The organism is Janthinobacterium woesei (assembly GCF_051380875.1).
Lineage (GTDB): Bacteria > Pseudomonadota > Gammaproteobacteria > Burkholderiales > Burkholderiaceae_D > Janthinobacterium.
Genome location: NZ_JBNYXW010000001.1, coordinates 191,940 through 214,893, shown reverse-complemented (window position 1 = coordinate 214,893; position 22,954 = coordinate 191,940). Strand labels below are relative to the sequence as shown.

19 protein-coding genes, 1 tRNA gene and 1 pseudogene are annotated in these 22,954 nt (G+C 61.4%); 5 read left to right on the top strand and 16 right to left on the bottom strand.

Annotated features, from left to right (window positions below; all coding sequences use genetic code 11):
- Positions 1–12: 12 nt before the first annotated feature.
- Entirely contained in the window at positions 13–864 is an 852-nt protein-coding gene (locus tag ACQ4W6_RS00990; RefSeq protein WP_436565467.1) for an MOSC domain-containing protein, read from the bottom strand.
- A gap of 120 nt (positions 865–984) precedes the next feature.
- Positions 985–2,025 carry a type II asparaginase gene (locus ACQ4W6_RS00985; RefSeq protein WP_436565466.1) on the bottom strand — a complete coding sequence of 347 codons (1,041 nt, stop codon included), beginning with the start codon at positions 2,023–2,025 and terminating at the stop codon, positions 985–987.
- A gap of 390 nt (positions 2,026–2,415) precedes the next feature.
- Between ACQ4W6_RS00985 and ACQ4W6_RS00980 the strand changes: the two genes are divergently transcribed.
- Positions 2,416–2,853 carry a DUF2057 domain-containing protein gene (locus ACQ4W6_RS00980; protein ID WP_436565313.1) on the top strand — a complete coding sequence of 146 codons (438 nt, stop codon included), beginning with the start codon at positions 2,416–2,418 and terminating at the stop codon, positions 2,851–2,853.
- 77 nt (positions 2,854–2,930) lie between these two features.
- On the opposite strand, the gene ychF is transcribed toward ACQ4W6_RS00980, so the two are convergent.
- The 3 genes from ychF to ACQ4W6_RS00965 all read right to left on the bottom strand — a co-directional run bounded on the left by ychF (position 2,931) and on the right by ACQ4W6_RS00965 (position 4,984).
- Positions 2,931–4,022, bottom strand: coding sequence for a redox-regulated ATPase YchF (gene ychF, locus ACQ4W6_RS00975; protein ID WP_436565312.1), 1,092 nt, complete (start codon positions 4,020–4,022; stop codon positions 2,931–2,933).
- A 153-nt stretch (positions 4,023–4,175) separates the two neighbouring features.
- Positions 4,176–4,409, bottom strand: a complete 234-nt coding sequence (locus ACQ4W6_RS00970) for a helix-turn-helix domain-containing protein (protein ID WP_436565311.1) — start codon at positions 4,407–4,409, stop codon at positions 4,176–4,178.
- Positions 4,409–4,984, bottom strand: a complete 576-nt coding sequence (locus ACQ4W6_RS00965; protein ID WP_436565310.1) for a hypothetical protein — start codon at positions 4,982–4,984, stop codon at positions 4,409–4,411. Before ACQ4W6_RS00965 ends, ACQ4W6_RS00970 begins: the two co-directional genes overlap by 1 nt.
- Before the next feature lie 116 nt (positions 4,985–5,100).
- On the opposite strand from ACQ4W6_RS00965, the gene ACQ4W6_RS00960 reads away from it, so the two are divergent.
- The gene (locus tag ACQ4W6_RS00960; RefSeq protein ID WP_436565309.1) at positions 5,101–6,198 is read left to right on the top strand and encodes a serine hydrolase domain-containing protein; all 1,098 of its coding nucleotides are present in this window, start codon (positions 5,101–5,103) and stop codon (positions 6,196–6,198) included.
- A gap of 2 nt (positions 6,199–6,200) precedes the next feature.
- Here ACQ4W6_RS00960 and pth read toward each other — a convergent pair whose 3' ends face one another.
- The 7 genes from pth to ACQ4W6_RS00925 all read right to left on the bottom strand — a co-directional run bounded on the left by pth (position 6,201) and on the right by ACQ4W6_RS00925 (position 12,291).
- Positions 6,201–6,785, bottom strand: a complete 585-nt coding sequence (gene pth / locus ACQ4W6_RS00955) for an aminoacyl-tRNA hydrolase (RefSeq protein ID WP_436565308.1) — start codon at positions 6,783–6,785, stop codon at positions 6,201–6,203.
- A 115-nt stretch (positions 6,786–6,900) separates the two neighbouring features.
- Complete coding sequence (locus ACQ4W6_RS00950; RefSeq protein ID WP_436565307.1) at positions 6,901–7,509, bottom strand: 50S ribosomal protein L25/general stress protein Ctc; 609 nt, start codon at positions 7,507–7,509, stop codon at positions 6,901–6,903.
- Positions 7,510–7,675: 166 nt separating this feature from the next.
- Positions 7,676–8,626: a ribose-phosphate pyrophosphokinase gene (locus ACQ4W6_RS00945; RefSeq protein WP_436565306.1), complete on the bottom strand. Its 951-nt coding sequence runs from the start codon at positions 8,624–8,626 to the stop codon at positions 7,676–7,678.
- A 151-nt stretch (positions 8,627–8,777) separates the two neighbouring features.
- Positions 8,778–8,854: transfer RNA gene (locus ACQ4W6_RS00940), tRNA-Gln, on the bottom strand.
- An 87-nt stretch (positions 8,855–8,941) separates the two neighbouring features.
- Positions 8,942–9,826, bottom strand: a complete 885-nt coding sequence (gene ispE / locus ACQ4W6_RS00935) for a 4-(cytidine 5'-diphospho)-2-C-methyl-D-erythritol kinase (RefSeq protein ID WP_436565305.1) — start codon at positions 9,824–9,826, stop codon at positions 8,942–8,944.
- A complete protein-coding gene (locus ACQ4W6_RS00930) occupies positions 9,823–10,461 on the bottom strand; it encodes an outer membrane lipoprotein LolB (RefSeq protein ID WP_436565304.1) in 639 nt (212 codons plus the stop codon). Before ACQ4W6_RS00930 ends, ispE begins: the two co-directional genes overlap by 4 nt.
- A gap of 60 nt (positions 10,462–10,521) precedes the next feature.
- Complete coding sequence (locus ACQ4W6_RS00925; protein ID WP_436565303.1) at positions 10,522–12,291, bottom strand: tetratricopeptide repeat protein; 1,770 nt, start codon at positions 12,289–12,291, stop codon at positions 10,522–10,524.
- Positions 12,292–12,458: 167 nt separating this feature from the next.
- Between ACQ4W6_RS00925 and mutM the strand changes: the two genes are divergently transcribed.
- The 3 genes from mutM to mutY are packed head-to-tail and all read left to right on the top strand — an operon-like array spanning position 12,459 to position 16,461.
- Positions 12,459–13,295, top strand: coding sequence for a bifunctional DNA-formamidopyrimidine glycosylase/DNA-(apurinic or apyrimidinic site) lyase (gene mutM / locus ACQ4W6_RS00920; protein WP_436565302.1), 837 nt, complete (start codon positions 12,459–12,461; stop codon positions 13,293–13,295).
- A gap of 34 nt (positions 13,296–13,329) precedes the next feature.
- Positions 13,330–15,231 (top strand): dynamin family protein, encoded by a 1,902-nt coding sequence (locus tag ACQ4W6_RS00915; protein WP_436565301.1) that lies wholly within the window; start codon positions 13,330–13,332, stop codon positions 15,229–15,231.
- A gap of 54 nt (positions 15,232–15,285) precedes the next feature.
- Positions 15,286–16,461: an A/G-specific adenine glycosylase gene (gene mutY / locus ACQ4W6_RS00910; protein ID WP_436565300.1), complete on the top strand. Its 1,176-nt coding sequence runs from the start codon at positions 15,286–15,288 to the stop codon at positions 16,459–16,461.
- A 16-nt stretch (positions 16,462–16,477) separates the two neighbouring features.
- Here the strand turns inward: mutY and ACQ4W6_RS00905 are convergent, their stop codons facing one another.
- The 4 genes and pseudogenes from ACQ4W6_RS00905 to ACQ4W6_RS00890 form a co-directional block, all read right to left on the bottom strand.
- Positions 16,478–17,629 (bottom strand): deoxyguanosinetriphosphate triphosphohydrolase, encoded by a 1,152-nt coding sequence (locus tag ACQ4W6_RS00905; RefSeq protein WP_436565299.1) that lies wholly within the window; start codon positions 17,627–17,629, stop codon positions 16,478–16,480.
- Positions 17,630–19,249, bottom strand: coding sequence for a bifunctional shikimate kinase/3-dehydroquinate synthase AroKB (gene aroKB, locus ACQ4W6_RS00900; protein ID WP_436565298.1), 1,620 nt, complete (start codon positions 19,247–19,249; stop codon positions 17,630–17,632).
- 39 nt (positions 19,250–19,288) lie between these two features.
- On the bottom strand, positions 19,289–21,523 hold the full coding sequence (locus ACQ4W6_RS00895) for an Ig-like domain-containing protein (protein ID WP_436565297.1): 2,235 nt from the start codon (positions 21,521–21,523) through the stop codon (positions 19,289–19,291).
- A 55-nt stretch (positions 21,524–21,578) separates the two neighbouring features.
- Positions 21,579–22,904, bottom strand: a pseudogene (locus tag ACQ4W6_RS00890) (type IV pilus secretin PilQ); the annotation flags it as partial.
- Positions 22,905–22,954: the final 50 nt, after the last annotated feature.

Here is a 22,954-nt window from a genome sequence, read left to right as displayed (position 1 = left end):
CGGGCACTGCGCTTAAAATGCCAGTTCGAAACCGATTTCCTGACCCACGACAATGCGCTCATCGCCGCCTTCGGTGACGATGGCATTCATGCCGAAGCAGATGGCGCCGTCGAGTTCGGGCTTGGCACGATAGCCTTGCATGACGTCGAGCGGATCCGGCCCCTGCACGCCAGTGGCCTGATCCACCGAGGGAATCGGGCAGCGCGAGCACGGCTTGACAGGTTTTAATGTGGTCGCGCCCAATTGCAGGAAGTCGGCGTAGTCTTCCTCGAAGGCGCCAATGCCGGCGATGACCAGGTTGGGCCGGAATCGGTTCATCGGCAGCGCTTCGCGGCCGGCGGCGTGCAGCTTGTCATTGACGTCGTCGAGCGAGGCGGCGCCGGCGATCAGCACGGGGTAGCCATCGGCAAACATGGTCGAGGCGGCAACGCCATCGGTCCACTTGGTGCTGGTGGCGCGCACCACGTCCGGGTGAAAGCGCACCAGGCGGCATGGCACGCCAATGGCGTTGGAAAACCAGGTGGCCGTGACGGCGTCGCAATCATAGGCGCGCAGCGTGTCGTCCCACACTTGCACCTCTAGCATCGGCGCCAGTTGCGGATGCGGCAAGCCCAGCTCGACTTCCAGGCACAGCATGCCCGGCGCGCGCAGCTCCAGGGTCGTGGCCTTGATGCGCGGCACGATCAGCGCCATGCGCGGGTGCTCGCGCTGGGTCAGGAAGCGGCCCTGCTGGTCTACCACCATCCATTCCCGGTCGAACACATGCTCGCTCATCAGCCCCGAACGCGTCAGGACCGCCTCGCGCAAGTGGATGCCGGCGCAGGATTTAATGGGATACAGAATGATGTCGGACAGGATAGCCATGGGCCGGGGCAGCATTGCAGCTTCTGCCAGGAAATTATTCAGAAGCGAAGTATGGCAGCAAAGCAGGCATGCGTAAATCCGCCAGGTCAGGCACGCAGCCGTGACCTGGCGCAATGTCGATCAATACGTGTAGAAAATGCGCTGGATTTCCTGTGTGCTATTGGTCTTCGTCAAGGCCAGCATCAGCAGGATGCGAGCCTTTTGCGGGTTCAGGGTGTCGGACACGACACTATCGAGTTCATCGTCGTTGGCTTCGCCATTGCGCGCCACGATGCCCTGGCCGACGCGGCTGGCACGCACGATCAGCACGCCCTTCTGGCGCGCTTCCACCAGGGCCGGCTTCATTTGCGCGGCCACGCTGCCGTCGCCCACGCCCGCGTGGATGATGCCCTTGGCGCCAGCGGCAATGAAGGCGTCGATGCCGACGCGGTTCATGTTGGCGTAGCCATAGACAATGTCCACTTGCGGCAAGGCATCGAGCTTGCTGATGTCAAATTCCGATTCCAGGGTGTGCTTGCGCGTCGACTGGCGGTAGAAGAAGGCCTTACTACCCTGGATGTAGCCCAGCATGCCCAGTTCGGGCGACTTGAAAGTGTCTGTCGTCGAGGTGTTCGTTTTTGTGACTTCGCGCGCGGCGTTGATCTGGTCGTTCAAGGCCACCAGCACGCCCTTGCCCACGGCTTCCTTGCTGCCCGCCAACATCACGGCGTTATACAAATTGATCGGGCCGTCAGCAGAAATGGCCGTCGATGGACGCATGGCGCCCACCACCACCACCGGTTTGTGGCTTTTCACCGTCAGGTTCAGGAAATAGGCCGTCTCTTCGATGGTATCGGTGCCGTGCGTCACGACCACGCCATCGACTTTTGGCGAGGCCAGCAGCACGTTGATGCGCTTGGCCAGGGTCAGCCAGTGTTCATTGCCCATGCTTTCGCTGGCGATCTGGAACACTTGCTCGCCTTTTACGTTGGCCACTTTTTTCAGTTCCGGCACGGCGGCGATCAGGCGCTCGACGCCCACGGTGGCCGAGGTGTAGCCGACGGTGGTGGTGCTGTCGGCGCCGCTGCCGGCGATGGTGCCGCCCGTGGCCAGGATCACCACATTCGGCAATTTGACGGCTGCTTGCTGCGCGCGCGCAGGCGAAGTGGCAATAAAGCCCATCAGCACGGTGGCCAGCATCAGCTGTGCACAAGAATGGAATTGACGTGAAAACATGGTGCTCCTGTGAGGTGTACGGTCAAAGATGACAAAGTCGTGTGCAAATTATATGTCATCACCGCCCGGACAAATCCCCAATCCAAGCCTGCCGTGCAAACCTGCGCCCCACCTGTCCGCTACAGTGGCGCCATGTCCACATTCCTGGTTCCTGGTCCCTTGTCTTGCTGATGCCCGGTGCCGGCTCCGGCCAGGGTGAAGGTGAAATCGCTGCCTGCCGGCAAACCCTGTAGCAAATCCCTCCAAGACTGCATAAAACAATTGCATCAAAGCAAAAGTTATAGATAATGGCTAGCCTGGCCGGTGCAGCGCCCGCCGCACGCCAGACCATCGTCCATGATTGCCCGCAAACTACTACCGCTCACCTTGCTCGCCGCGCTGTTGCCGGCCTGCCACAGCATGCCGCCCTACGCCGGACCGCGCGGCCCCGGCACGCCCGCCATCATCGAAGCCTATGTGTCGCCACTGAGTTTTTGCGGCTTGCTCACGCCTGGCGTCTGCCATGCCGATATTTTGCTGATCGACAAAAGCAAACTGACAAAAGACCCACCCGAAATCGCCCTCGACGCTGGCCAGCACCGGCTGGTGGTGCGTTGCCTTAGCAACATGACCCTGGCCACGGGCGGCAACGAAACCTCGATCCACACGTTCCGCATGGATTTCCGGCCAGGCGCACGCTACCGCTTCGACGCCAAGGTCATCGACAACCACTGCCAGCTGGCCATCGCCGACAAGAGCAGCGGCCAACGTAGCGAAGCGGTGGAAACGTACTGAGAATGGAAGTGGCTTGGCCAGCGGACATGAAAAAACCCGCCGAAGCGGGTTTTTTCATGTAGCAGCAGCGCCCGGGTTCAGACGTTGAACAGGAAATTCAGCACGTCGCCATCCTTGACGATGTATTCCTTGCCCTCGGCGCGCATCTTGCCCGCTTCCTTGGTGCCCGCTTCGCCCTTGTAGGCGATGAAGTCATCATAGGCAATGGTTTGCGCGCGGATGAAGCCGCGTTCGAAGTCGGTGTGGATCACGCCAGCCGCTTGCGGTGCCGTGGCACCCACGGGGACGGTCCAGGCGCGCACTTCTTTCACGCCAGCCGTGAAGTAGGTTTGCAGGCCCAGCAGTTTGTAGGCGGCGCGGATCAGACGGTCCAGGCCTGGCTCTTGCATGCCCATGTCGGCCAGGAAGGCGCCCTTGTCGGCGTCGTCCAGGTCGGCGATTTCCGCTTCCAGCGCGGCGCAGATGGCAACGATAGGCGCGTTTTGCGACTGCGCATACGCGGTCAGCTGGTCCAGCAGCGGGTTATTGGTGAAGCCCGTGTCCGACACGTTGGCCACGAACATGGCCGGCTTGGCCGTGATCAGGCACAAAGGCTTGATCAATTCCATTTCGTCGGCGTCCAGGCCCATGGCGCGCACTGGCTTGGCGTCGTTCAGGTAAGGCATCATGCGTTCCATGATGGCCAGCAGCTTGGCTGCATCCTTGTCGCCCGAGCGGGCTTTCTTGTTTTCGCGGTGGATGGCTTTTTCCACGGTACCCATGTCGGCCAGCGCCAGTTCGGTCTGAATGACTTCGATATCGTCGAGCGGGTTGATTTTGCCAGCCACGTGGATCACATTGTCATCTTCGAAGCAGCGCACGACGTTGACGATGGCGTCCGTTTCGCGGATGTGCGACAGGAACTGGTTGCCCAGGCCCTCGCCCTTCGATGCACCAGCCACCAGGCCGGCGATGTCAACGAATTCCACGATGGCGTTGACCATGCGTTCCGGCTTGACGATGGCGGCCAGCGCATCCATGCGTGGATCCGGCACTTCGACGACGCCGACGTTCGGCTCGATGGTGCAGAACGGATAGTTTTCAGCCGGGATGCCGGCTTTCGTCAGTGCATTGAACAGGGTGGACTTGCCGACGTTCGGCAAGCCGACGATACCGCATTGGAGACTCATGGAAAACCTTTAAATAATCAATTTTGCCGGCAAGCGGCTGGTGCAAAAACGGCCTGTACAGGCGTTTTCTGGATAATCTTGCTGTATTAAATCTGGTAAGGATCAATTGTACCTCTATGCACCCGACTCTTCAAAAAAACCGGGTGGCTACGGCTACGGCGCGCCGTCTTCCTCGGCGGCTTGCGAGGGATCAAATTCCAGGATGTCGCCGGGCTGGCATTCGAGCATCTCGCAGATTTTCGACAAGGTATCGAAACGCACACCGCGCACCTTGCCCGATTTCAAGAGGGACAAATTCTGTTCCGTGATGCCGATAAAGGCGGCCAGCTCCTTGGATTTCACTTTTTTCCTGGCCAATACCAGGTCGAGCCGTACGACGATTCCCATCAGATAAACCCGCTGTTTTCATCGGCCAGGCGCTGGCCTTCATGGACAATTTGCGCCAGCGCAAAGAAAACCGTGCACAGCAGCAAGGTCCACAGGTCGCCGCCCGTGATATCGAGGACCAGGCGCAACTGGCTCGTCCCGTCTTCCAGCAAGCCGAACAGCATGCCACGCACGCTCGGCTCGAACAGGGTCAAGAGCGTCCCCAGCAGCAAGCCGCCGGCGAAACGACGAAAGTGCCGCGCCACCGTCACCGTAAAAAATACGCCCAGCTCGAACTGGCGCAAGACCAGGGCCAGTTGCCGCACAGCGTCGCCCAGCACCAGCAAGGCCGGCAAGGCCAGCGCCAGGCCCAGTCCTCGCTGCCACCAGGGCATGGCCGCCAGCGAAGCGAATGGCTGGCCCTGCAACTGCAATGCCAGTTCATACATGCCACTGCCGCCCAGGCTTCCGTGTGCGGCCGGCGCAGGCGCGAGCCAGCCCAGTACGGTCAACAGCAGGTACAACACGAAGAAGCCCGTCACGCCATAGCGCACGCGTCGGCTCAGTGCGGCAGGCCCGGCATTGTTATTTTTCATTTAAAAGTATACGAAAGCCTAAAGTGTCGTTAGAATAAATTATCGTAAAACAATAATTAAATCATGTTTTGCGAACATTTTAGCATATTCCTCTTACGAAATTAACTGGAGACACCATGAAAACCTTGCTTGCCACACTCGCTTGCAGCGCCACCCTCCTGCTGGGCAGCACAGCCCGCGCCGATGACCTCAATGCCATGCTGCAGCAGGCGCTGGCCGACAAGAGCGTGCCGGCCATGGCGATTCTCGTCATCCGCGACGGCAAGGTCCATGCGCAGGCGCAGGCGGGCGTGCGCGCCACTGACGGGCAAGATGCCGTGCGCGCAGACGATGTGTGGAATATCGGTTCCGACGGCAAGGCCATGACCGTCACCCTGATCGCGCGCCTGGTGGAACGGGGCGTGCTGTCGTGGGATGCGCCGCTGTCAAGCATGCTGCCCGCGCTGAGTGAGGGCATGCGCGCCGAGTACCGCGACGTCAATTTGGCTGATTTACTGGCTCACCGCACCGGCTTGCCGGCCAACCCCGATGAAGCGTGGATCAACTCCACCTACACGGATACGCGCGCGCTGCCCCTGCTGCGCCAGGAATACGCGCGGCGCGCGCTGGCTGATGCGCCCGTGGCCACGCCGCGCGGCGAATCGCATTATTCCAACAGCGGCGCCATGATCGCCGCCGCCATTGCCGAGCGCGTCACGGGCAAGACGTATGAAGCACTGATGCAGGCGGAAGTGTTCGGCCCGCTGGGCATGCAGGCCGCTTTCGGCCCCACCGTGCGCGGGCAGAACCTGGGCCACAAGGAAGGCAAGCCGATTGCCGGCTTGATGGCAAGCAACCCGTTGATGATGGCGCCCGATGGCGAAATCCACCTGAGCATGGGCGACTGGGCCAAGTTTGCGCTGGATCAACTGCAAGGTGAACAGGGCAAGGGGAAACTGCTCAAGCAGGAAACGTATGTTTTCCTGCACACGGCGCAGGGCGACACGAATGCGGCGCTGGGCTGGGGCGTAATGCACTTCCCGCCGCAGGCACCGCAGCGCGTACTGACGCACCTGGGCTCGAACGGCTACTGGCACGCGCTGATCGCGCTGGCGCCCGGCAGCGGCGACGGCTTGCTGATCGCCGCCAACGCGGGCGAAGGCAGCAGCGCCCAGGCGAGCCAGCAGCAAATGGCGAAAACCATCATGACCAGCTTCGGCAAGGCGGGCAAATAGGTTTAAGCCGTATGCAGTTTCATGGTGGCCGCTTCAAACTTGCCTTCGACGATCAGCGGCATCACTTGCAAGGATTTTTCAATCGCTTGCTCGATCAGCTCCTGGTCTTCGCGGCGCGGGCGGTGCAGCACGAAATCGGCCACCTGCTGCTGCAGGCTCAGGGTGCGCGGATGGCCGATACCCAGGCGCAAGCGCCAGTAATCCTGCGTGCCCAGCGCGGCCGTGATGTCTTTCAAGCCATTGTGGCCGCCGGCCGAGCCGCCCTTCTTCAGGCGCGCGATGCCCGGCATCAGGTCGAGCTCATCGTGCACCACCAGCACTTCGTCGGCAGCAATCTTGAAAAAGCGCGCCAGCGCGCCCACGGACTGGCCCGAGCGGTTCATGAATGTCAGCGGTTCGAGCAGCCAGACTTCATTGCCAGCTATCGACGTTTTCGCCAGCATGGCGTTGTAGCGCGAATCGCGCTGCAAACGTGCGCCAGGCACGCTGTTGGCGAGATTGTCCACCAGCCAGAAGCCGGCATTGTGGCGCGTTTGTGCGTATTCGGGCCCCGGGTTGCCGAGGCCGACGATCAGGCGTATGGGCATGGCTGTGTCTGTAATAAAAGTAGGTATTATCGGTGAAAACAGGCAGAAAAAAACCCGTCCGGAGCGAACCGAACGGGCTTTTCCTTGCAACTACCGCATGACTGCGGCGGCAAAATTACTTCTTGTCAGCAGCAACTTCAACAGCAGCGGCTTCAGCAGCAACGTGGCCAGCCGGTACCGAAGCGGTAGCGATGGTCAGGTTGGCGCCGTGGGTGACAGCGGTCACGCCAGCTGGCAACACCAGATCGCCGACGTGCAGCGAGTGACCAACGTCGATGTTCGACAGGTCAACGTTGATGAATTCTGGCAGTTGGCCTGGCAGGCACGATACTTCGATTTCGTTGGCAACGTGGTTGATGGTCGCGCCGTGCAGTTTGACTGCTGGGGAAACGTCAGCGTTCGTGAAGTGCAGAGCAACTTTCACGTGGATAGCTTGGCTAGCGTCAACGCGTTGGAAGTCAGCGTGCAGAACCAGTTGTTTGTATGCGTGGACTTGGAAGTCGCGCAACAGAACTTGCTGGGAAACGCCGTCGATTTCCAGGTCCAGGATGGACGAGTGGAAAACTTCTTTTTTCAGCGCGTGGTACAGGGCGTTATGATCCAGCGAGATCATGACTGGGGCGTCAGCGCCGCCGTAAACGATACCAGGGGTTTGGCCGGAAATGCGCAGGCGGCGGCTCGCTCCGGAACCTTGCAATTCGCGTTTAAATGCGATAACTTTCATGTGAAACTCCAAGAAGAACAAGGCTTGCGCCTTGTGTTATGAAGACTCCCGCGACCAGGAATCTTCGAAAATGGGCGCATCTGCGCCCCGAAAACTAAAACACTACGGCGCAACAGGCAAAAAGCCGGTCGCGCCGCAGGCATTACGTCTGTTGTTACTACGCTATTTAATCAATAAAGAGCGAAATAACCGAATCACCCTTGATGATCCGCTTGAACGTCTCGGCCAGCAAAGGCGCGCACGTCAATTGACGGATCTTGCCGCAGGCCAGGGCCGCTTCGGACAGGGGAATCGTGTCGGTGACGACCAGTTCATCCAGTGGCGAGGCCGAAATACGCTCGATCGCCGGGCCGGACAGTACCGCGTGCGTGCAATACGCCACAACTTTTTTCGCGCCGCGCTCTTTGAGCACTTCAGCAGCTTTGGTCAGCGTGCCTGCGGTATCGACCATGTCATCCATGATCACGCAGTTGCGGCCTTCGACTTCGCCGATGATGTTCATCACTTCGGACACGTTCGCTTTTGGACGGCGCTTGTCGATGATGGCCAGGTCGCAGCCCAGGCGTTTTGCCAGGGCGCGCGCACGTACCACACCGCCGACGTCGGGCGACACCACCAGCAGATCCTGGTAGTTTTTCTTTTGCAAGTCACCCAGCAAAATTGGCGAAGCGTAGATGTTGTCGACTGGGATATCGAAGAAACCTTGAATTTGGTCAGCGTGCAGATCCATGATCAGGACGCGCTCGACACCGGCTTTTTCCAGCATGTTCGCCACCACCTTGGCCGAAATCGCCACACGCGCGGAGCGTGGACGACGGTCTTGACGGGCATAGCCGAAATAAGGAATGGCGGCGGTGATGCGGCCAGCAGAAGCACGTTTCAGTGCATCGACCATCAGGATGATTTCCATCAAGCTGTCATTGGTCGGAGCACAGGTGGATTGCAAAACAAAAACATCCTTGCCGCGAACGTTTTCGTTAATCTCGACCATTACTTCGCCGTCGGAGAATTTCGAAACGTTTGCTTTACCGAGAGGGATGCCGAGGTTTTTTGCGACCCCCTCTGCTAACGCTGGATTCGCGTTGCCGGTAAAAACCATCAGGTTTTCGTAAGCCATGGGAGTCCCAAGAGATAATATAGAAGTCTTGAAAAGCACTAACCGGGCATAGGCCCGGTCAGTCATTGTTTAGAATATGCCGCGTGGCGGCATATCTGCTTTTTCCCGTACTGGACGCTAACTTCGCATCGACAGACTACGGTGAAATGGGTGGCAGGGGAGGAAGGATTCGAACCTTCGCATGCTGGAATCAAAATCCAGTGCCTTAACCAGCTTGGCGACTCCCCTACGCAACTGACTGCTTGCCGTCATGTTGGCCAGTATTATACCGGCTATTTGACGCTAAGCAAAATCTTTTTTTCTACTTACCAGCACTTACAACGCCGTGAGCATCGGGTGGCGATTGAGCGCTTTTGCTTTCCAGGCGACCCAGACCAGTGGCACATTGCTGAGCACCGCATCTGCTTCCTCCCTACTTTCAAACGCACTGAATACACAAGCACCGGATCCAGTCATCCTGGCCTCACCGTAAGCATTCAGCCATTCTACCGCATCTGCTACCGGCTTGAAAAGGCTGCATGCCACTTGCTGCAAATCATTCTTACCGAACCCGCCCGCATTGTTTCCTTCTGCGAGGTGCCTGGAAAAGTCCGCTATTGTGACGGGTTCAGTATTCCTCGTCAAGCCTTCCGCGCAAAAAATTGCAGCGGTGGGCACTTGCACGCCTGGCTCGATCACCACATACCAGCATTCTGGCGTGGCGACGGGCTGCAAGGCTTCGCCCACGCCTTCGGCAAACGCATTCTCGCCAAAGATGAAAAACGGGATGTCGGCGCCCAGCGGCAAGCCCAGCGCCATCAACTCTTCGCGCGTCAAACCCGCCTGCCACAGGCGGTTCAGCGCCATCAGCGCCGTGGCTGCATCAGACGACCCGCCACCGAGGCCACCGCCCATGGGCAACACCTTGTCGATGGCGATGTCGACGCCGCACGGCAAGGCACCCGTGCGGCGCAGCACTTCTGCCTGCAGCAATCTGGCGGCGCGGATGATCAGGTCCTGCTCTTCCGGCACGCCGGCCAGCGCCGTCACGCGGCGAATGACCGTATCCTCGCGCAGCGCGAAGTGCAAGGTGTCGCCATGGTCCAGCAATTGAAACACCGTTTGCAGCAGATGGTAGCCGTCGGCGCGGCGGCCGTTGACGTGCAAAAAAAGGTTCAGCTTGGCCGGTGCCGGGCAGTTGTTCAGAGTCGTCAGTGTCATGGTGCGGGTACGGATGGGGCGGGATCGAGCACGATGCGCAGCGACACGGCATCGGCCTGTGCGCTGGTATTGCGTTCGGCATCGATACGCCGCGGTTGGGGCAAGGCGCCCGGCGTATTCTCGGATGCATCTTGCCACGACACATAGCGCAAGCGCCAGCCGTCTTTTGTCGTCACGCTGTCGTTGGCTGGCGAGGCAACAAAGCGCTTGCCATCGGCACCCATGGCATAGCCCTGCAGCCAGTCGCGCAAGCCCGAAACGGGCAAGGGCCAGCCCAGCATCTGCGCGCTCAGGGCATCGATGTCAGGCGCGCTGCGCGGCGCCTTGCCACTCTGCTCAAGCACCGCTTCCTGCGGCGTGACGGCGATGGTGGCCAGGGTGCTGCCGACCGGCGAATACAGGGTCACATCCGTACGCTGGGCCGTCTGCTGCCAGTTGAAATTGACGGTGGCCGATTCGGGCTTATCACCCTTCTGATACACCACGTTCAAACGGCCCGTCAGCTCCACCTGTTCGCGGTAGGGCGCCACGCCCTGGCTTGATGGCACGCCGCCGGACGAAAATGGGGACGTCAGGGTTGAGCAGGCCGAAAGAGCCAGGCACAGGACAGTCAAAGGAAAAAGATGTTTTGGCATGGGCACAAGGAAAAACCAGCGCCATGGCGCCGGTTTGGTTGGTTTAGTTAATCAATTCAATCACAAACTGACATTCAGGCGCGCCAGGGTGCTTTTCAGCGCGTCGTTTTTCGGGTCCTTGCCTTGCGCCTCGCGCCACAGCTTTTGCGCTTCGTCCTTCTCGCCCTTCTGCCACAGCACTTCGCCCAGGTGGACGGCAATTTCTGGGTCACTGCGTACGGCGTAGGCGCGGCGCAGCGCTGCTTCCGCAGCGGGCAAATTGCCCATGCGGAACTGCACCCAGCCCATGCTGTCCATGATGAACGGGTCGCCAGGCGCCATCTGCAGCGCCTTCTCGATCAGGGCGTAGGCTTCCTGCAGGCGGATGCCGCGTTCAGCTAGCGAATAACCAAGAGCGTTATACGCGTGCTGGTTATCGGGCGCCAGCGCCATCACGCGGCGCAGGCTGCTCTCCATCAAATCGAGTTTATCCAGGCGTTCGGCCAGCAAGGCGTAGTCGTACAGCAGTTCCGGGTTATCGGGGAAACGCAGCAAGGCATTTTCCAGCACCGTGTAGGCGCTTTGCACATAGCCGGCATCGCGCAGGAATTGCGCGTCGACCAGCAGCACCTGCGCCTGCTTTGCCTGATCGTCCGTTTCGATTTCCGTCAGCGCCTTGCGCGCCGCATCGAGATTGCCGCCACGGGCGATCAATTGGGCGCGGCGCAAACGCGCGTCGAAATAACCGTTTGATGCGCTGTTGTCGACCTTGTCCAGCCATGCTATGGCGCCGGCCGTATCGCCACGCGTCTCGGCAATCTGCGACAAAATCATCAGGGCCTTGAACGGATCACGCGCATCGCCAGGCGTTTTTTCCAGCGCGGCCAGGAAGCGCTTGAAGTACTGCTCGGCGCCCTTGGTGTCTTCCAGCTGCAGCGCCACGATGCCCAGTGCATACAGGCCGCCCACGTTATCGGGCTGGCTTTTCAGCAGCAGCAGGAATTGATCACGCGCCGGCTCCAGCTGCTTTTGCTCGACCAGCAGGCGCGCATACGCGCCGCGCACTTCGACCGCATCTGGATTCTTTTCCAGGAAGGCCGCCAGCACCTTGCCTGCCGCCTCGGTTTCGCCCGTCACCTGCGCCAGGGTCAGCGCGGCCAGTTCGGAGTTCGGCTTGATCGCCAGCGCCTTGTTTGCTTCGCCGATGGCGCGGTCACGTTCACCGATCGACAAGGCGCCCTGCGCCAGCACCAGGTGCGCCTCAAACATGTCCAGGTAAGGCTGCACCAGGCGCGTCAGCATGGCGTATGCATACAGCTTGTCATTCGAACGCGCGAGGATCTGCTGCATCTGGAACAGGGCCACGCCGCGCGCACCCGGTGGCGCATTGGCCAGGCGTTCGGCGAAAATCGGTTCGGCTTCCTCGATCTTGTCCGTCAGGACGACGAAACCGAGAAAAAACTGCGTCGCCTCGTCGGATTCGGGCGCCAAGTCGCGCCACAGGCGGATGGCCGCCAGCGCCTCGCCACCCTGCTTGGCTGCCAGCGCCATTTCGGACGCGCGGCGCGCCAGGCGCGGGTCGCGCGTCTGCTGCGCCGCCATCATCATGGTCACGTATGGCCCCTGCCACTGGCCGCTCTTGAATTCCATCTCAGCGCGGGTCAGCTTGTACAGCAGGTCGCTGCTCAAATCGACATTGGGCAAGCCGTCAGACGTGGACGCGGCGACCGGCTCCTGCGGCGCGGCCGCAGAGGGACTGGCTCCGGCATCGGCAGGGACAACAGGCGTCTGCGCCATGGCATGCGTGGCCATCAGGGCGGACAAGGTTACAATGGCGAAAGCGTTTTTCAAAGGCTGATCCTGGCTAAACGGCAAAGTTTAATTCTACGCCCAACCCGTCCATCGCGTACTTCACGTATGTAACGAAATATATACGCCGTGCTGGCGTGGTGCGCCCGGAGCAGCCATTCACCTGCAATCCGCCTGTTTTTTAGCCGTTTTTCATACCTTCGAGCCCTATGCCAGAATTGCCAGAAGTCGAAGTCACACGGCGCGGTGTCGCGCCCCATCTCGAAGGCCGCGCCGTGCGCTCCGTCGTGCTGCGTCGCGCCGGCCTGCGCTGGCCCTTCCCCCCTGCCCTGGGCGAACAGCTGTCCGGGCAAACCATCGGCCTGACGGGGCGGCGCGGCAAATACCTGCTGATCCACTTCCGCCACGGCACCCTGATCATCCACCTGGGCATGTCGGGCCACCTGCGCGTGCTGCCGCCGGGGACGGAAGCGCAAAAGCACGACCATTTCGACCTGGTCGTGGAAGACGCGAACGGCGGTAGCCAAGTGCTGCGCATGACGGACCCGCGCCGCTTCGGCGCCGTGCTGTGGCACGACGAGGCCGACGGCCCGCTCGACAGCCACGTGCTGCTGCGCGGCCTGGGCACGGAACCGCTGGAAGGCGGCTTCACGGGCCAGCTGCTGTTCGAGAAAACGCGCAACAAGGGCAGCAGCATCAAGCAGGTGCTGATGGCGGGCAATATCGTCGTCGGCGTGGGCAATATCTATTGTTCAGAAAGTTTGTTTCGCGCGGGGATCAATCCGAAGACGCCGGCCAGGCGCATCGGCCTAGCCCGCTATGAGAAACTGGCGCAGGCGATCCGCGACGTGCTGGCCGAAGCCATCGTGCAAGGCGGCAGCACCTTGCGCGACTTCATCGGCGTAAACGGCCAGTCCGGCTACTTCCAGCAATCGTACTTCGTTTATAACCGGACGGACAAGCCATGCCGCGTATGCGGCGCGCCGATCCGGCAAATCGTGCAGGGACAGCGTTCCACGTTTTACTGCGCGCATTGCCAGAAATAACTGTCAAAAGTAAGTCACTCGCAAAGGGAGCCAGATGGTCAGGGACTTGGAACAATACAGCGCATGGCGCCAGGACGTGCTGGCCGCCTTGCAGGCTTACCGGCAGGCCGCCAGCGTGGCGGGGCTGGTCGACGGCGCTTCTGCGCTGCGCCTGGGCCGCTGCGTGTCCCGCCTGCTAGACGACCGCCTGTCCGTGGCCTTCGTGGCGGAATTCTCGCGCGGCAAATCGGAGCTGATCAACGCCATCTTCTTTGCCGACTACGGCCAGCGCATCCTGCCCTCGGGCGCGGGCCGCACCACCATGTGTCCCACCGAACTGCTGTACGACGCCAACTGGCAACCGTCAATCCGTTTGCTGCCCATCGAGACGCGCGCGCAGAACCTGTCGACCAGCGACTACCGCGACATGCCTGCCGCCTGGACCGTCCTGCCGCTCAATATCGATGCGGGCGGCGACATGCAGGAAGCCATCCGCCAGGTGAGCCTGACGAAGAAAGTCAGCATCGAGGAAGCGGCGCGCTACGGCCTGTACGACGTCGATGATGCCGACGCGCCCTCGATGCTCGACGAGGACGGCCAGGTGGAAATCTCCATGTGGCGCCACGCCATCATCAACTTCCCCCATCCGTTGCTGAAACAAGGCCTGGTCATCCTCGACACGCCGGGCCTGAACGCCATCGGCACGGAACCGGAACTGACGCTGAACCTGATTCCGAATGCGCACGCGGTGCTGTTCATCCTGGCGGCCGATACGGGCGTCACGCGCAGCGACATCGAAGTATGGCGCAACCATATTGGCGCCGGCACGGGGCGCCTGGTCGTGCTCAACAAGATCGACAGCATGTGGGACGAATTGCGCGGCGATGCCGAGGTGGCGCAGGCTATCGAACGCCAACAGGCCAGTGTGGCGCACTTGCTGACCCTCGATTCCAGCCAGGTGTTTCCCGTCTCGGCGCAAAAGGCCCTGGTGGGCAAGATCAACCGCGACGCGGCGCTGCTGGAAAAGAGCCGCCTGCAAGCGCTGGAAACGGCCCTGTTCGAAGAGCTGATCCCCGCGCGCAAGGACATCATCCGGCGCCAGCTGGCCTTCGACCTGGACGCCATCATGGCCGCACAGCAGGTGCAGGCGGCGGCACGCGCGCGCGGCATCGCCGAGCAGTTGCATGAGCTGCACAGCCTGCGCGGCAAGAACCAGAGCGTGATCGCGCACATGATGCGGCGCATCGATATCGAGAAAAAGGAATTCGACGGCAGCCTGTTCAAGCTGCAGGCCACGCGCGCCGTGTTTACAAGACTGTCGACGGAGCTGTACACGAGCCTGGGCATGGACATCGTGCGCGACGATATCGATGCCGTGCGCGCAGCCATGCAGCGCAGCCGCTTTTTTACAGGGCTGCGCGAAGCCATGCGCCAGTATTTCGAACGCATCGCCCATAACCTGGACCGCTCGGAAGGCAAGACGGCCGAGATCACGGAAATGATGAACGTGATGTACCGTAAATTCGCCTCGGAGCATGGCCTGTCGCTGGCCTTGCCGATGCCGTTTTCGCTGGCCCGTTATCGTCAGGAGATCGCCGATATCGAAGCCGTTTATCATAAACAGTTCGGCACGGCGACCCTGCTCACCACCAGCCGCGTCGTGCTGATGGAAAAATTCTTCGATACCATCGCCTCGCGCGTGCGCCGCAGCTTCTCGGCCGCCAACGACGACGCCAGCGCCTGGTTGAAAGTCATCATGGCGCCGCTCGAAGCGCAGATCGCCGAATACAAGGAGCAGCTGAAACTACGCTTGGCATCGATCCAGCGCATCCACGACGCGACGGGCAGCCTGGAACAGAAAATCGCCGGCTTTGAAGCGAGCCTGGCGGCGCTGGAGCGCGACAAGGCGCAACTGGCGCAGCTGGCCGCCACCTTGCGCGCGGCCAGCGCAAGCTGATGAACACGCACAAGAACACGCACAAACACGCACTACAAAACACTGGAACCCTGCATGAAACGTCTGCTGCATCCGCTAGCGCCCACACGGGGCGCGGCACCACTTGAAAATTATATCGATCCCAGTTTTTCCAGCACCGTCATCGCCTGGCAAAAGCAGCATGGCCGCCATGCGCTGCCGTGGCAAAACACGCGCGACGCCTATCTGATCTGGCTGTCCGAGATCATGCTGCAGCAAACGCAGGTGACCGCCGTGCTGGCCTACTACGCGCGCTTCCTGGAACGCTTCCCCACCTTGCGCGATCTGGCTTGCGCGCCGGTGGAAGACGTGATGGCGCAGTGGAGCGGCCTTGGCTACTACACGCGGGCGCGCAACCTGCACAAGTGCGCGCAGCGCGTGGTGGCCGAATACGATGGCGTCTTCCCCAGCGACCCGCTACTGCTGGCCGACCTGCCCGGCATCGGCCGCTCGACGGCGGCCGCCATTTCCGCGTTTTCCAGCGGCACCCGCGCGGCCATCATGGACGGCAACGTCAAGCGCGTGTTCGCACGCACGTTCGGCATCGACGCCTATCCCGGCGAAAAGCGGGTCGAAGAAGCCATGTGGCGCCGCGCCGAAGCGCTACTGCCCGCAGCGGGAATAGATTCGGGCATCGAAGCCTACACGCAGGGCTTGATGGACTTCGGCGCCACCCTGTGCACGCGCAGCAGCCCCGATTGCCAGCGCTGCCCCTTGCAACCGCGCTGCGTGGCTTATGCCACCGATCGCGTCAAGGATCTACCCGTGCGCAAGCCGAAGAAGGCCAGTCCGGAAAAACACGCGGTGATGCTGGTCATCATCGACGACGGCCAGGTACTGCTCGAGCAGCGTCCCGGCTCCGGTATTTGGGGCGGCTTGCTGTCGCTGCCGGAACTCGATGGCCATGTGCTGGCCGGCCCGGACTATCCGCGCGCCATCGGGCAAGATGCGCTGGCGCGCGCCGTGGCGCCGTTCGGCGGGATTGAAACGCAGGAGCAATTGCTGCCCATCGTGCATGTCTTCACGCACTACAAGCTGCACATCGTCCCCTGCCGCATCACTCTGGCGCGGCGCCTCGCACTGGCAGGCGAGGCCACGCACGTCTGGTATGACGGAGCAAAGATCTTTGACGCGCCGCTGCCGGCGCCCATCAAGAAGCTGCTGCTGGAGCTGTTCGGCGATGCGCGTGCAGCGCAGCGCAGCATGTTCTAGTGCGCCCGGGTGCCGCCTACAGCTCGTCGAGCGAATACAGGCGGCGGTGCTCGCGGATCGCGTAGCGGTCCGTCATGCCGGCGATATAGTCTGCGATCTTGCGCGCCTGTCTGCTCACGTCATCACCGTTGATTTGATAATCGGGCGGCAGCAAAGCCGGTTCGGCCATGAAGCTGCCGTACAGTTCGCGCACGATGCGGCTGGCCTTCACTCGCATGCGGTTGACCTGGTAGTGGCGGTACAGATTGGCGCGCAGGAAGCGTTTCAAGTCCGTCGCATCACGGCGCATGGCGTCCGAAAAACGGATCAGCGGCGCGCTGGCACGTACTTCGTTGATGTCGCGCGGCGCGGTGTCCGCAATCAACTGGTTCGAGGTGATGATCAGGTCGTCGGCCAGTGCCGTGATCAGGCGGCGCAGGGTTTCGTAGATGGCGCGCCGGCCTGACAGGCCGGGAAACGCCTGCTGCACATCACGCCACAGGCGGCCAAAGAATTCCACCTCTTCCAGCTGCGCGATGGTGATCAAGCCCGAACGCAGGCCATCGTCGATATCGTGGCTGTTGTAGGCGATTTCGTCGGCCAGGTTGGTCAGTTGCGCTTCCAGGCTCGGCTGCGTGCGGTCGATGAAGCGCTGGGCGACGGGGCCCAGTTCGCGCGCGTGCGCCAGCGAGCAGTGTTTCAGGATGCCTTCGCGCGTCTCGAACATCAGGTTCAAGCCGTCAAAGGCGCCGTAATGTTCTTCCAGCGTGTCGACCACGCGCAGGCTTTGCAGGTTATGCTCGAAGCCGCCATGCTCCTTCATGCATTCATTGAGCACGTCCTGGCCCACGTGGCCGAACGGCGTGTGGCCGAGGTCATGCGCCAGTGCGATCGCTTCCACCAAATCTTCATTCAGGCGCAGGTTGCGCGCCATGGAGCGGCCTACTTGCGCCACTTCCAGGCTGTGCGTCAGGCGCGTGCGGAAAAGATCGCCTTCGTGGTTGAGGAAAACCTGCGTCTTGTATTCGAGGCGGCGGAAGGCCGAAGAATGGATGATGCGGTCGCGGTCGCGCTGGAACTGGCTGCGCGAGGCGTGCGGCGCCTCGGCAAAGCGACGTCCCTGCCCCTGTGCCGAATGCGCTGCATAAGGGGCTAGAAAGCTCTGGGCGAGGGCGTCTTCCGGCAGCATTTACGCCACTCCGGCGGCCAGCGTGGCCAGCACCAGTTCGTGCGGCGCGGACGTGATGCAGGGGCTGCCCAGTGGTTTCAAGAGGATGAACTTGATGGCGCCGCCCTCGTTCTTCTTGTCCACTTCCATCAGTTCGAGCCAGCGCGCCACGCCCAGGTCCGGCGCCTTGACGGGCAGGCCCGCGGCGGCGACCAGATTGCGCACACGCTCCACGGCTGCCTGGTCGATGTAGCCCATGCGGCAGGACAGGTCGGCTGCCATCACCATGCCGCAGCCGACGGCTTCGCCGTGCAGCCAGTGGCCATAGCCCAGGCCCGCCTCGATGGCGTGGCCGAACGTGTGGCCGAAGTTCAGGATGGCGCGCAAACCACCTTCGCGTTCATCCTGGCGCACCACGTCGGCCTTGATTTCGCACGAGCGGGCGATGGCGTACGCCAGGGCGCCCTTGTCGCGCGCCATCAGCTTGGCCATGTTTGCCTCGATCCAGTCGAAGAAGGCCGCATCGATAATGGCGCCATGCTTGATCACTTCGGCCAGGCCGGCCGACAGCTCGCGCGCCGGCAGAGTTTCCAGGGTCGACGTGTCGGCGATCACGGCGCGCGGCTGGTAGAAGGCGCCGATCATGTTCTTGCCCAGCGGGTGGTTGATGCCCGTCTTGCCGCCGACGGACGAATCGACCTGCGCCAGCAAGGTGGTGGGCACCTGCACGAAGCCGATGCCGCGCATGTAGCTGGCCGCCGCGTAGCCGGTCAGGTCGCCGATCACGCCGCCTCCCAGCGCCACCAGGGTGGTCTTGCGGTCGCATTTATTGGCCAGCAGCGCGTCGAAAATCTGCATCAGGCTGGCCCAGTTTTTATATTCTTCGCCGTCCGGCAGGACGATGCTGATCACTTCGCGGCCATCGCTGGCCAGCGCCGCCTGCAAGCGGCCCAGGTACAGCGGGGCGACGGTGGTATTGGTGACGATGGCTACCTTGTGGCCGCTGACATGGCGCAGCAGCGCATCGGCGTCGGCCAGCAGGCCAGGACCGATGGCGATCGGATAACTGCGTTCGTCGAGGTCTACGCTCAACAACATTTTGGATTGTTCGTTCATCGAAGGCTCTGCATGAATGACGCAGTTGGGCGAAGCCTCGCATTCGAGGCTGGCCAGCTGCATCAGGATGGTCTGAACCATCGATTGTACGTTAGGACGGCCCGTGTCGATCACAATGTCGGCCACGTCCATGTAATGGGGCTCGCGCTGCGCCGTCAATTCTTCCAGCTTCTTGCGCGGGTCTGCCGTCTGCAGCAGGGGGCGGTTCTTGTCATGGCTGGTGCGCGCCAGTATGTTGCTGACGCTGGCGCGCAAGTACACCACCGTGCCCCGCTCCTTCAGGTAAGCGCGGCTTTCTGCATTCATCACCGCGCCGCCGCCGGTGGCCATGACGATGCCTTCCTGGGCGCTCAGGTCGCGGATGACCTCGGCCTCGCGCCGGCGAAAGCTGGCCTCGCCCTCGATTTCAAAGATCCACGGGATGGTCGCTCCCGTGCGCGCCTCGATTTCGTGGTCGGAATCGACAAAGCGCAAGCCCAGCTTGCGGGCCAGGATGCGCCCGATCGTGGTCTTGCCTGCACCCATGAGGCCTACTAAAAACAGATTTTGCATTTGCTGCGACAGTTATTTTGGATTACTACAAACATTCGCCTGCCCATACGGACTATTCACGCCTGGTGGAGACACATCCTGACGGTTAAAGTCCGAGAACAGTCCCGGAAGCAAAGTGTAACCGACATAAGTTGCCTCCGTCCCGGAACTATTGCCACGAATCGTCAATTCGACGTCCAGCCAGTTGGCCCTGTCGCGCGGATAAGTGAGCGTCACGGTGGTGGTGCCGGTGCTGTCGGTCTTGCCCCCGGTGGACAGATTGAGCGGAATGCCAGGATCGAGGTAGCCGTTGGCATTTTCATCTTCGCCAGGGTCGAGCATGCCGTCACGGTCCTGGTCCTCATTCTTGCATTCCACGTGCTGCGCCACGACCCAGCTTAATGCCGCCGTGGAAAACTGCAGATAACCCTTGTAATAATACCGGGGCCAGGCAGCGGCCGTGATGATCACATCAGGAACCGGATTGCCCGCAGCGTCCGTCACAAACACAGTATAGGTCTTGCGATAGGTGCTGCTGTCCGTTTCATCGAGCGCATTGCCGCTGCCGGCACTGATGAACAGCGATTTCTTCGTTACCGTCAGCTTGGCCGTGGCGCTGCTGTTCGATGCGCCCTGCAATTGAGCCTGGACGATCACGCCATCGACTCCGGTGCTGGCCTGGCCAGCGATATAACTGACCGTGGCCATGCCGTCGCCATCGGTATTCACCACCGACGGCGAGCTCAGCGAACCACCGCTGGCATCGCTCTGGATGGTAAAGCCGACCTGGGCATTCTTGACGAGGTTGTTTTGCGCCGTGCCGTCGCGCACGATGGCGCGCAGGGCGCTGCGCTGGGAGGTGCTGCCTGCCGTATTGGCACCGATCACGGCAGGGTCGGCCTGCAAGGTGACGGTTGCCTGTGGCGTCAGCGGGGCGACGAACTCCACGTCGGCCTGCACCAACACACCCGTGCCCTCGTTCCTGGCTGTCAGCGAAGTCTTCCCCGCGCCGGCAGCCTGCACATAGGCAATGGCATTGCCGCCAACGAGCGCCAGCGGCGCCAGCAAAGGCGTGGCGCAGGCGGCATCCTGGTAAATCGCGCCGCGCGAGGTACTGAAACGTACATTGCCCGCTTGCGGCGTGCCGGCCACATCGCTGTGCACGGTAATCGCGTAGCAGGTCTGGGTTGCCAGTATCGTCAACGCCACATTGGCGCCGGTGACGGCGTTGATCGTGAAGTTGGCCGCATTGATCGCCACTGGCATTACCACGCTGTCGCCCTGGCCCTTGATGGTGATCGTATCGCTGGTGCCAGACTGGGCGTTGTAGCTCAATACCAGTTGACCATTATTGTCCGTCAACGCCGGGCTGGCGCCGCCGCCCTTTACCGTCAGCGCATTGAGCTGTGCGCTGAAGGTGACCGGTTTGCCCGCCAGCGCATTGCCGCTGGAATCGACCAGTTTGACCACCATGTCGGTACTCGTTTTCAGGTTGATCGACGAAAAGGCATTGATGGCCAGTTTCGTGCCGCTGACACTGATATCGGTACTGGCCGTTTGCGCACCGGCACTGGCGCTGACCTTGATCGTGCGCAGGCTGGCGTCGCCCCCCGTATTGAGGCTGACGATGGCCTGCCCTTGCGCATTGGTGCTGACCACCGTCGCGTCCAGCGCACCCGAATCGGCCCTGAAGGTGACGTTGGCATTTGGCACAATCGCATTATTGGCATCCTTGACAAACGCGATGACATTGACCGCAGTACCGCCCGACGATGCCAGCGTGCCACCGGAGGAAGTCAGCAGCAGAGCAGCGATACTGGACGTGACTGGCACCACCTTGACCACGACCGGGGCGGATTCGATACCGCCGCTACTGGCCTTGATCGTGATGTCGCGCAGCGTCGCATCACCTTTCACGCTGAGCTTTTCAATCACTGTGCCGTTGGCATCCGTGATGCGCGTCGTATTGCTGATCGTGCCCGAACTGGCCGTAAAGGCGACCGTCTGCCCGCTCATGGCATTGTTACTTGCATTTTTTATAATTGCCGTCAACGTGACTTCGGTGCCATCTTCGCCCGAGGCGACGATGGCAGCGGCGCTAGCCACGAGCGAGACGCTGGCAACGCCACTGTTCGTACCGCCAGAATTCCCGAGGGTGGGGTCGCCGCCACCGCCGCCACACGCTGCCAGCAAGGTACCCAGCGCCAGCAATACCAGCCAATTCGATACCCTACCCCAATAAGTGTTGCTCGGGGATACATTCCGCATAGTTGCCATCAGTCCGCTTTCGTCTGTATTGTTACTTAAACGCAAAGACGAAACATTAACGTGTTGCAGGCCGATCTGCCACTATTTTCGGTGTAATGAACACCATCAGTTCGGTTTTTTCTTGACTCCGGCCCGTACTGCGGAAAAAAATCCCCAGCAAAGGGATGTCGCCAAGAATCGGCACTTTGCTGTCCGTACCCCGCTCGGACTGTTGATAAATGCCACCGAGGACCACCGTGCCGCCGTCTTCCACCATCACTTGCGTGCGCACATGCTTGGTGTCGATGGCGAAGCCGGAACGCGTTTCCTGGCCCACGCTATCCTTGTTGACGTCCACTTCCAGCACCACATTGCCGTCCGGCGTGATCTGCGGCGTGACTTCCAGGCGCAGGTTCGCCTTGCGAAACGTGATCGACGTGGCGCCACTGCTGGTGGCCACCTGGTATGGCAATTCGATGCCCTGCTCGATCAGCGCCTGCACCTTGTCGGCCGTCACCACACGCGGGCTGGAAATGATCTTGCCCCGCCCATCGGCCTCCAGCGCGGACAGTTCCAGGTTCAAAAAGCGGTTCGCTGCCGCCGAAAACAGGCTCAGGGCGAAACTGGCCGGCTGCAAGCCATTGATGCTGGCGGCCGGCAAGTTGACGAATTGCGTATTCGGCACGAAGACACCGGCCCCTGCCACCGTCTGCCCCGTCGCCTCGCCCACGCCTTCATAGCTGCCGCCGATGGCCGCGCGGCGTCCGCTGCCGCCCAGCGAAAAACCAGGCAACTGGCCCGCTGCCTGCCGCAGGTCGGAAAAACCCAGGCGCGCGCCCAGGTTGCGGCTGAAACTGTCGTTCGCCTCGACAATGCGCGCCTCGATCATGACTTGTCGTGTGGCAATGTCCGTCTTGGCGATCAGCAAACGGATCTGTTCCAGGCGCGCCGGCACATCGGTGATGAACAGCTGGTTGGTGCGCGGCTCGATCAGCACGCTGCCGCGACGCGACAGCAAGCGGCTGCGCCCTTCGCCTGCGTCGAGGCCGAACACCGTGCGAAATGCCTCGGCCTTCTGATAATTGAGCTGGAAGATGGCCGATTGCAGCGGTTCGAGTTCCGCGATCTGCGCGCGCTGCTCCAATTCCAGCTTTTCGCGCGCCAGCATTTCCTCGCGCGGCGCGATCCACAGCACGTTGCCATTGCGCCGCATGTCCAGGCCCTTCGCTTGCAGCACGGCATCGAGTGCCTGGTCCCACGGCAAGTCGCGCAAACGCATGGTCAGATTGCCCGCCACGCTGTCGCTGGCGATGATGTTTTGCCCCGATGCGTCGGCCAATATGTGCAGCGCCGCGCGCACGCCCACGTTCTGGAAATCGACGGAGATTTTCTCGCCTGCATACAGGCGCGGCGCCGTCACCAGCACCACGGCATCCTGGGCAATGCCGTTCG

Bases quoted from the DNA above. Each gene is read 5' to 3' on its own strand.
- ACQ4W6_RS00990 (WP_436565467.1), bottom strand. From the start codon at position 864: ATGGCTATCCTGTCCGACATCATTCTGTATCCCATTAAATCCTGCGCC.
- ACQ4W6_RS00985 (WP_436565466.1), bottom strand. From the start codon at position 2,025: ATGGGCTTTATTGCCACTTCGCCTGCGCGCGCGCAGCAAGCAGCCGTC.
- ACQ4W6_RS00980 (WP_436565313.1), top strand. From the start codon at position 2,416: ATGATTGCCCGCAAACTACTACCGCTCACCTTGCTCGCCGCGCTGTTG.
- ychF (WP_436565312.1), bottom strand. From the start codon at position 4,022: ATGAGTCTCCAATGCGGTATCGTCGGCTTGCCGAACGTCGGCAAGTCC.
- ACQ4W6_RS00970 (WP_436565311.1), bottom strand. From the start codon at position 4,409: ATGGGAATCGTCGTACGGCTCGACCTGGTATTGGCCAGGAAAAAAGTG.
- ACQ4W6_RS00965 (WP_436565310.1), bottom strand. From the start codon at position 4,984: ATGAAAAATAACAATGCCGGGCCTGCCGCACTGAGCCGACGCGTGCGC.
- ACQ4W6_RS00960 (WP_436565309.1), top strand. From the start codon at position 5,101: ATGAAAACCTTGCTTGCCACACTCGCTTGCAGCGCCACCCTCCTGCTG.
- pth (WP_436565308.1), bottom strand. From the start codon at position 6,785: ATGCCCATACGCCTGATCGTCGGCCTCGGCAACCCGGGGCCCGAATAC.
- ACQ4W6_RS00950 (WP_436565307.1), bottom strand. From the start codon at position 7,509: ATGAAAGTTATCGCATTTAAACGCGAATTGCAAGGTTCCGGAGCGAGC.
- ACQ4W6_RS00945 (WP_436565306.1), bottom strand. From the start codon at position 8,626: ATGGCTTACGAAAACCTGATGGTTTTTACCGGCAACGCGAATCCAGCG.
- ispE (WP_436565305.1), bottom strand. From the start codon at position 9,826: ATGACACTGACGACTCTGAACAACTGCCCGGCACCGGCCAAGCTGAAC.
- ACQ4W6_RS00930 (WP_436565304.1), bottom strand. From the start codon at position 10,461: ATGCCAAAACATCTTTTTCCTTTGACTGTCCTGTGCCTGGCTCTTTCG.
- mutM (WP_436565302.1), top strand. From the start codon at position 12,459: ATGCCAGAATTGCCAGAAGTCGAAGTCACACGGCGCGGTGTCGCGCCC.
- ACQ4W6_RS00915 (WP_436565301.1), top strand. From the start codon at position 13,330: ATGGTCAGGGACTTGGAACAATACAGCGCATGGCGCCAGGACGTGCTG.
- mutY (WP_436565300.1), top strand. From the start codon at position 15,286: ATGAAACGTCTGCTGCATCCGCTAGCGCCCACACGGGGCGCGGCACCA.
- ACQ4W6_RS00905 (WP_436565299.1), bottom strand. From the start codon at position 17,629: ATGCTGCCGGAAGACGCCCTCGCCCAGAGCTTTCTAGCCCCTTATGCA.
- aroKB (WP_436565298.1), bottom strand. From the start codon at position 19,249: ATGGGTGCAGGCAAGACCACGATCGGGCGCATCCTGGCCCGCAAGCTG.
- ACQ4W6_RS00895 (WP_436565297.1), bottom strand. From the start codon at position 21,523: ATGCGGAATGTATCCCCGAGCAACACTTATTGGGGTAGGGTATCGAAT.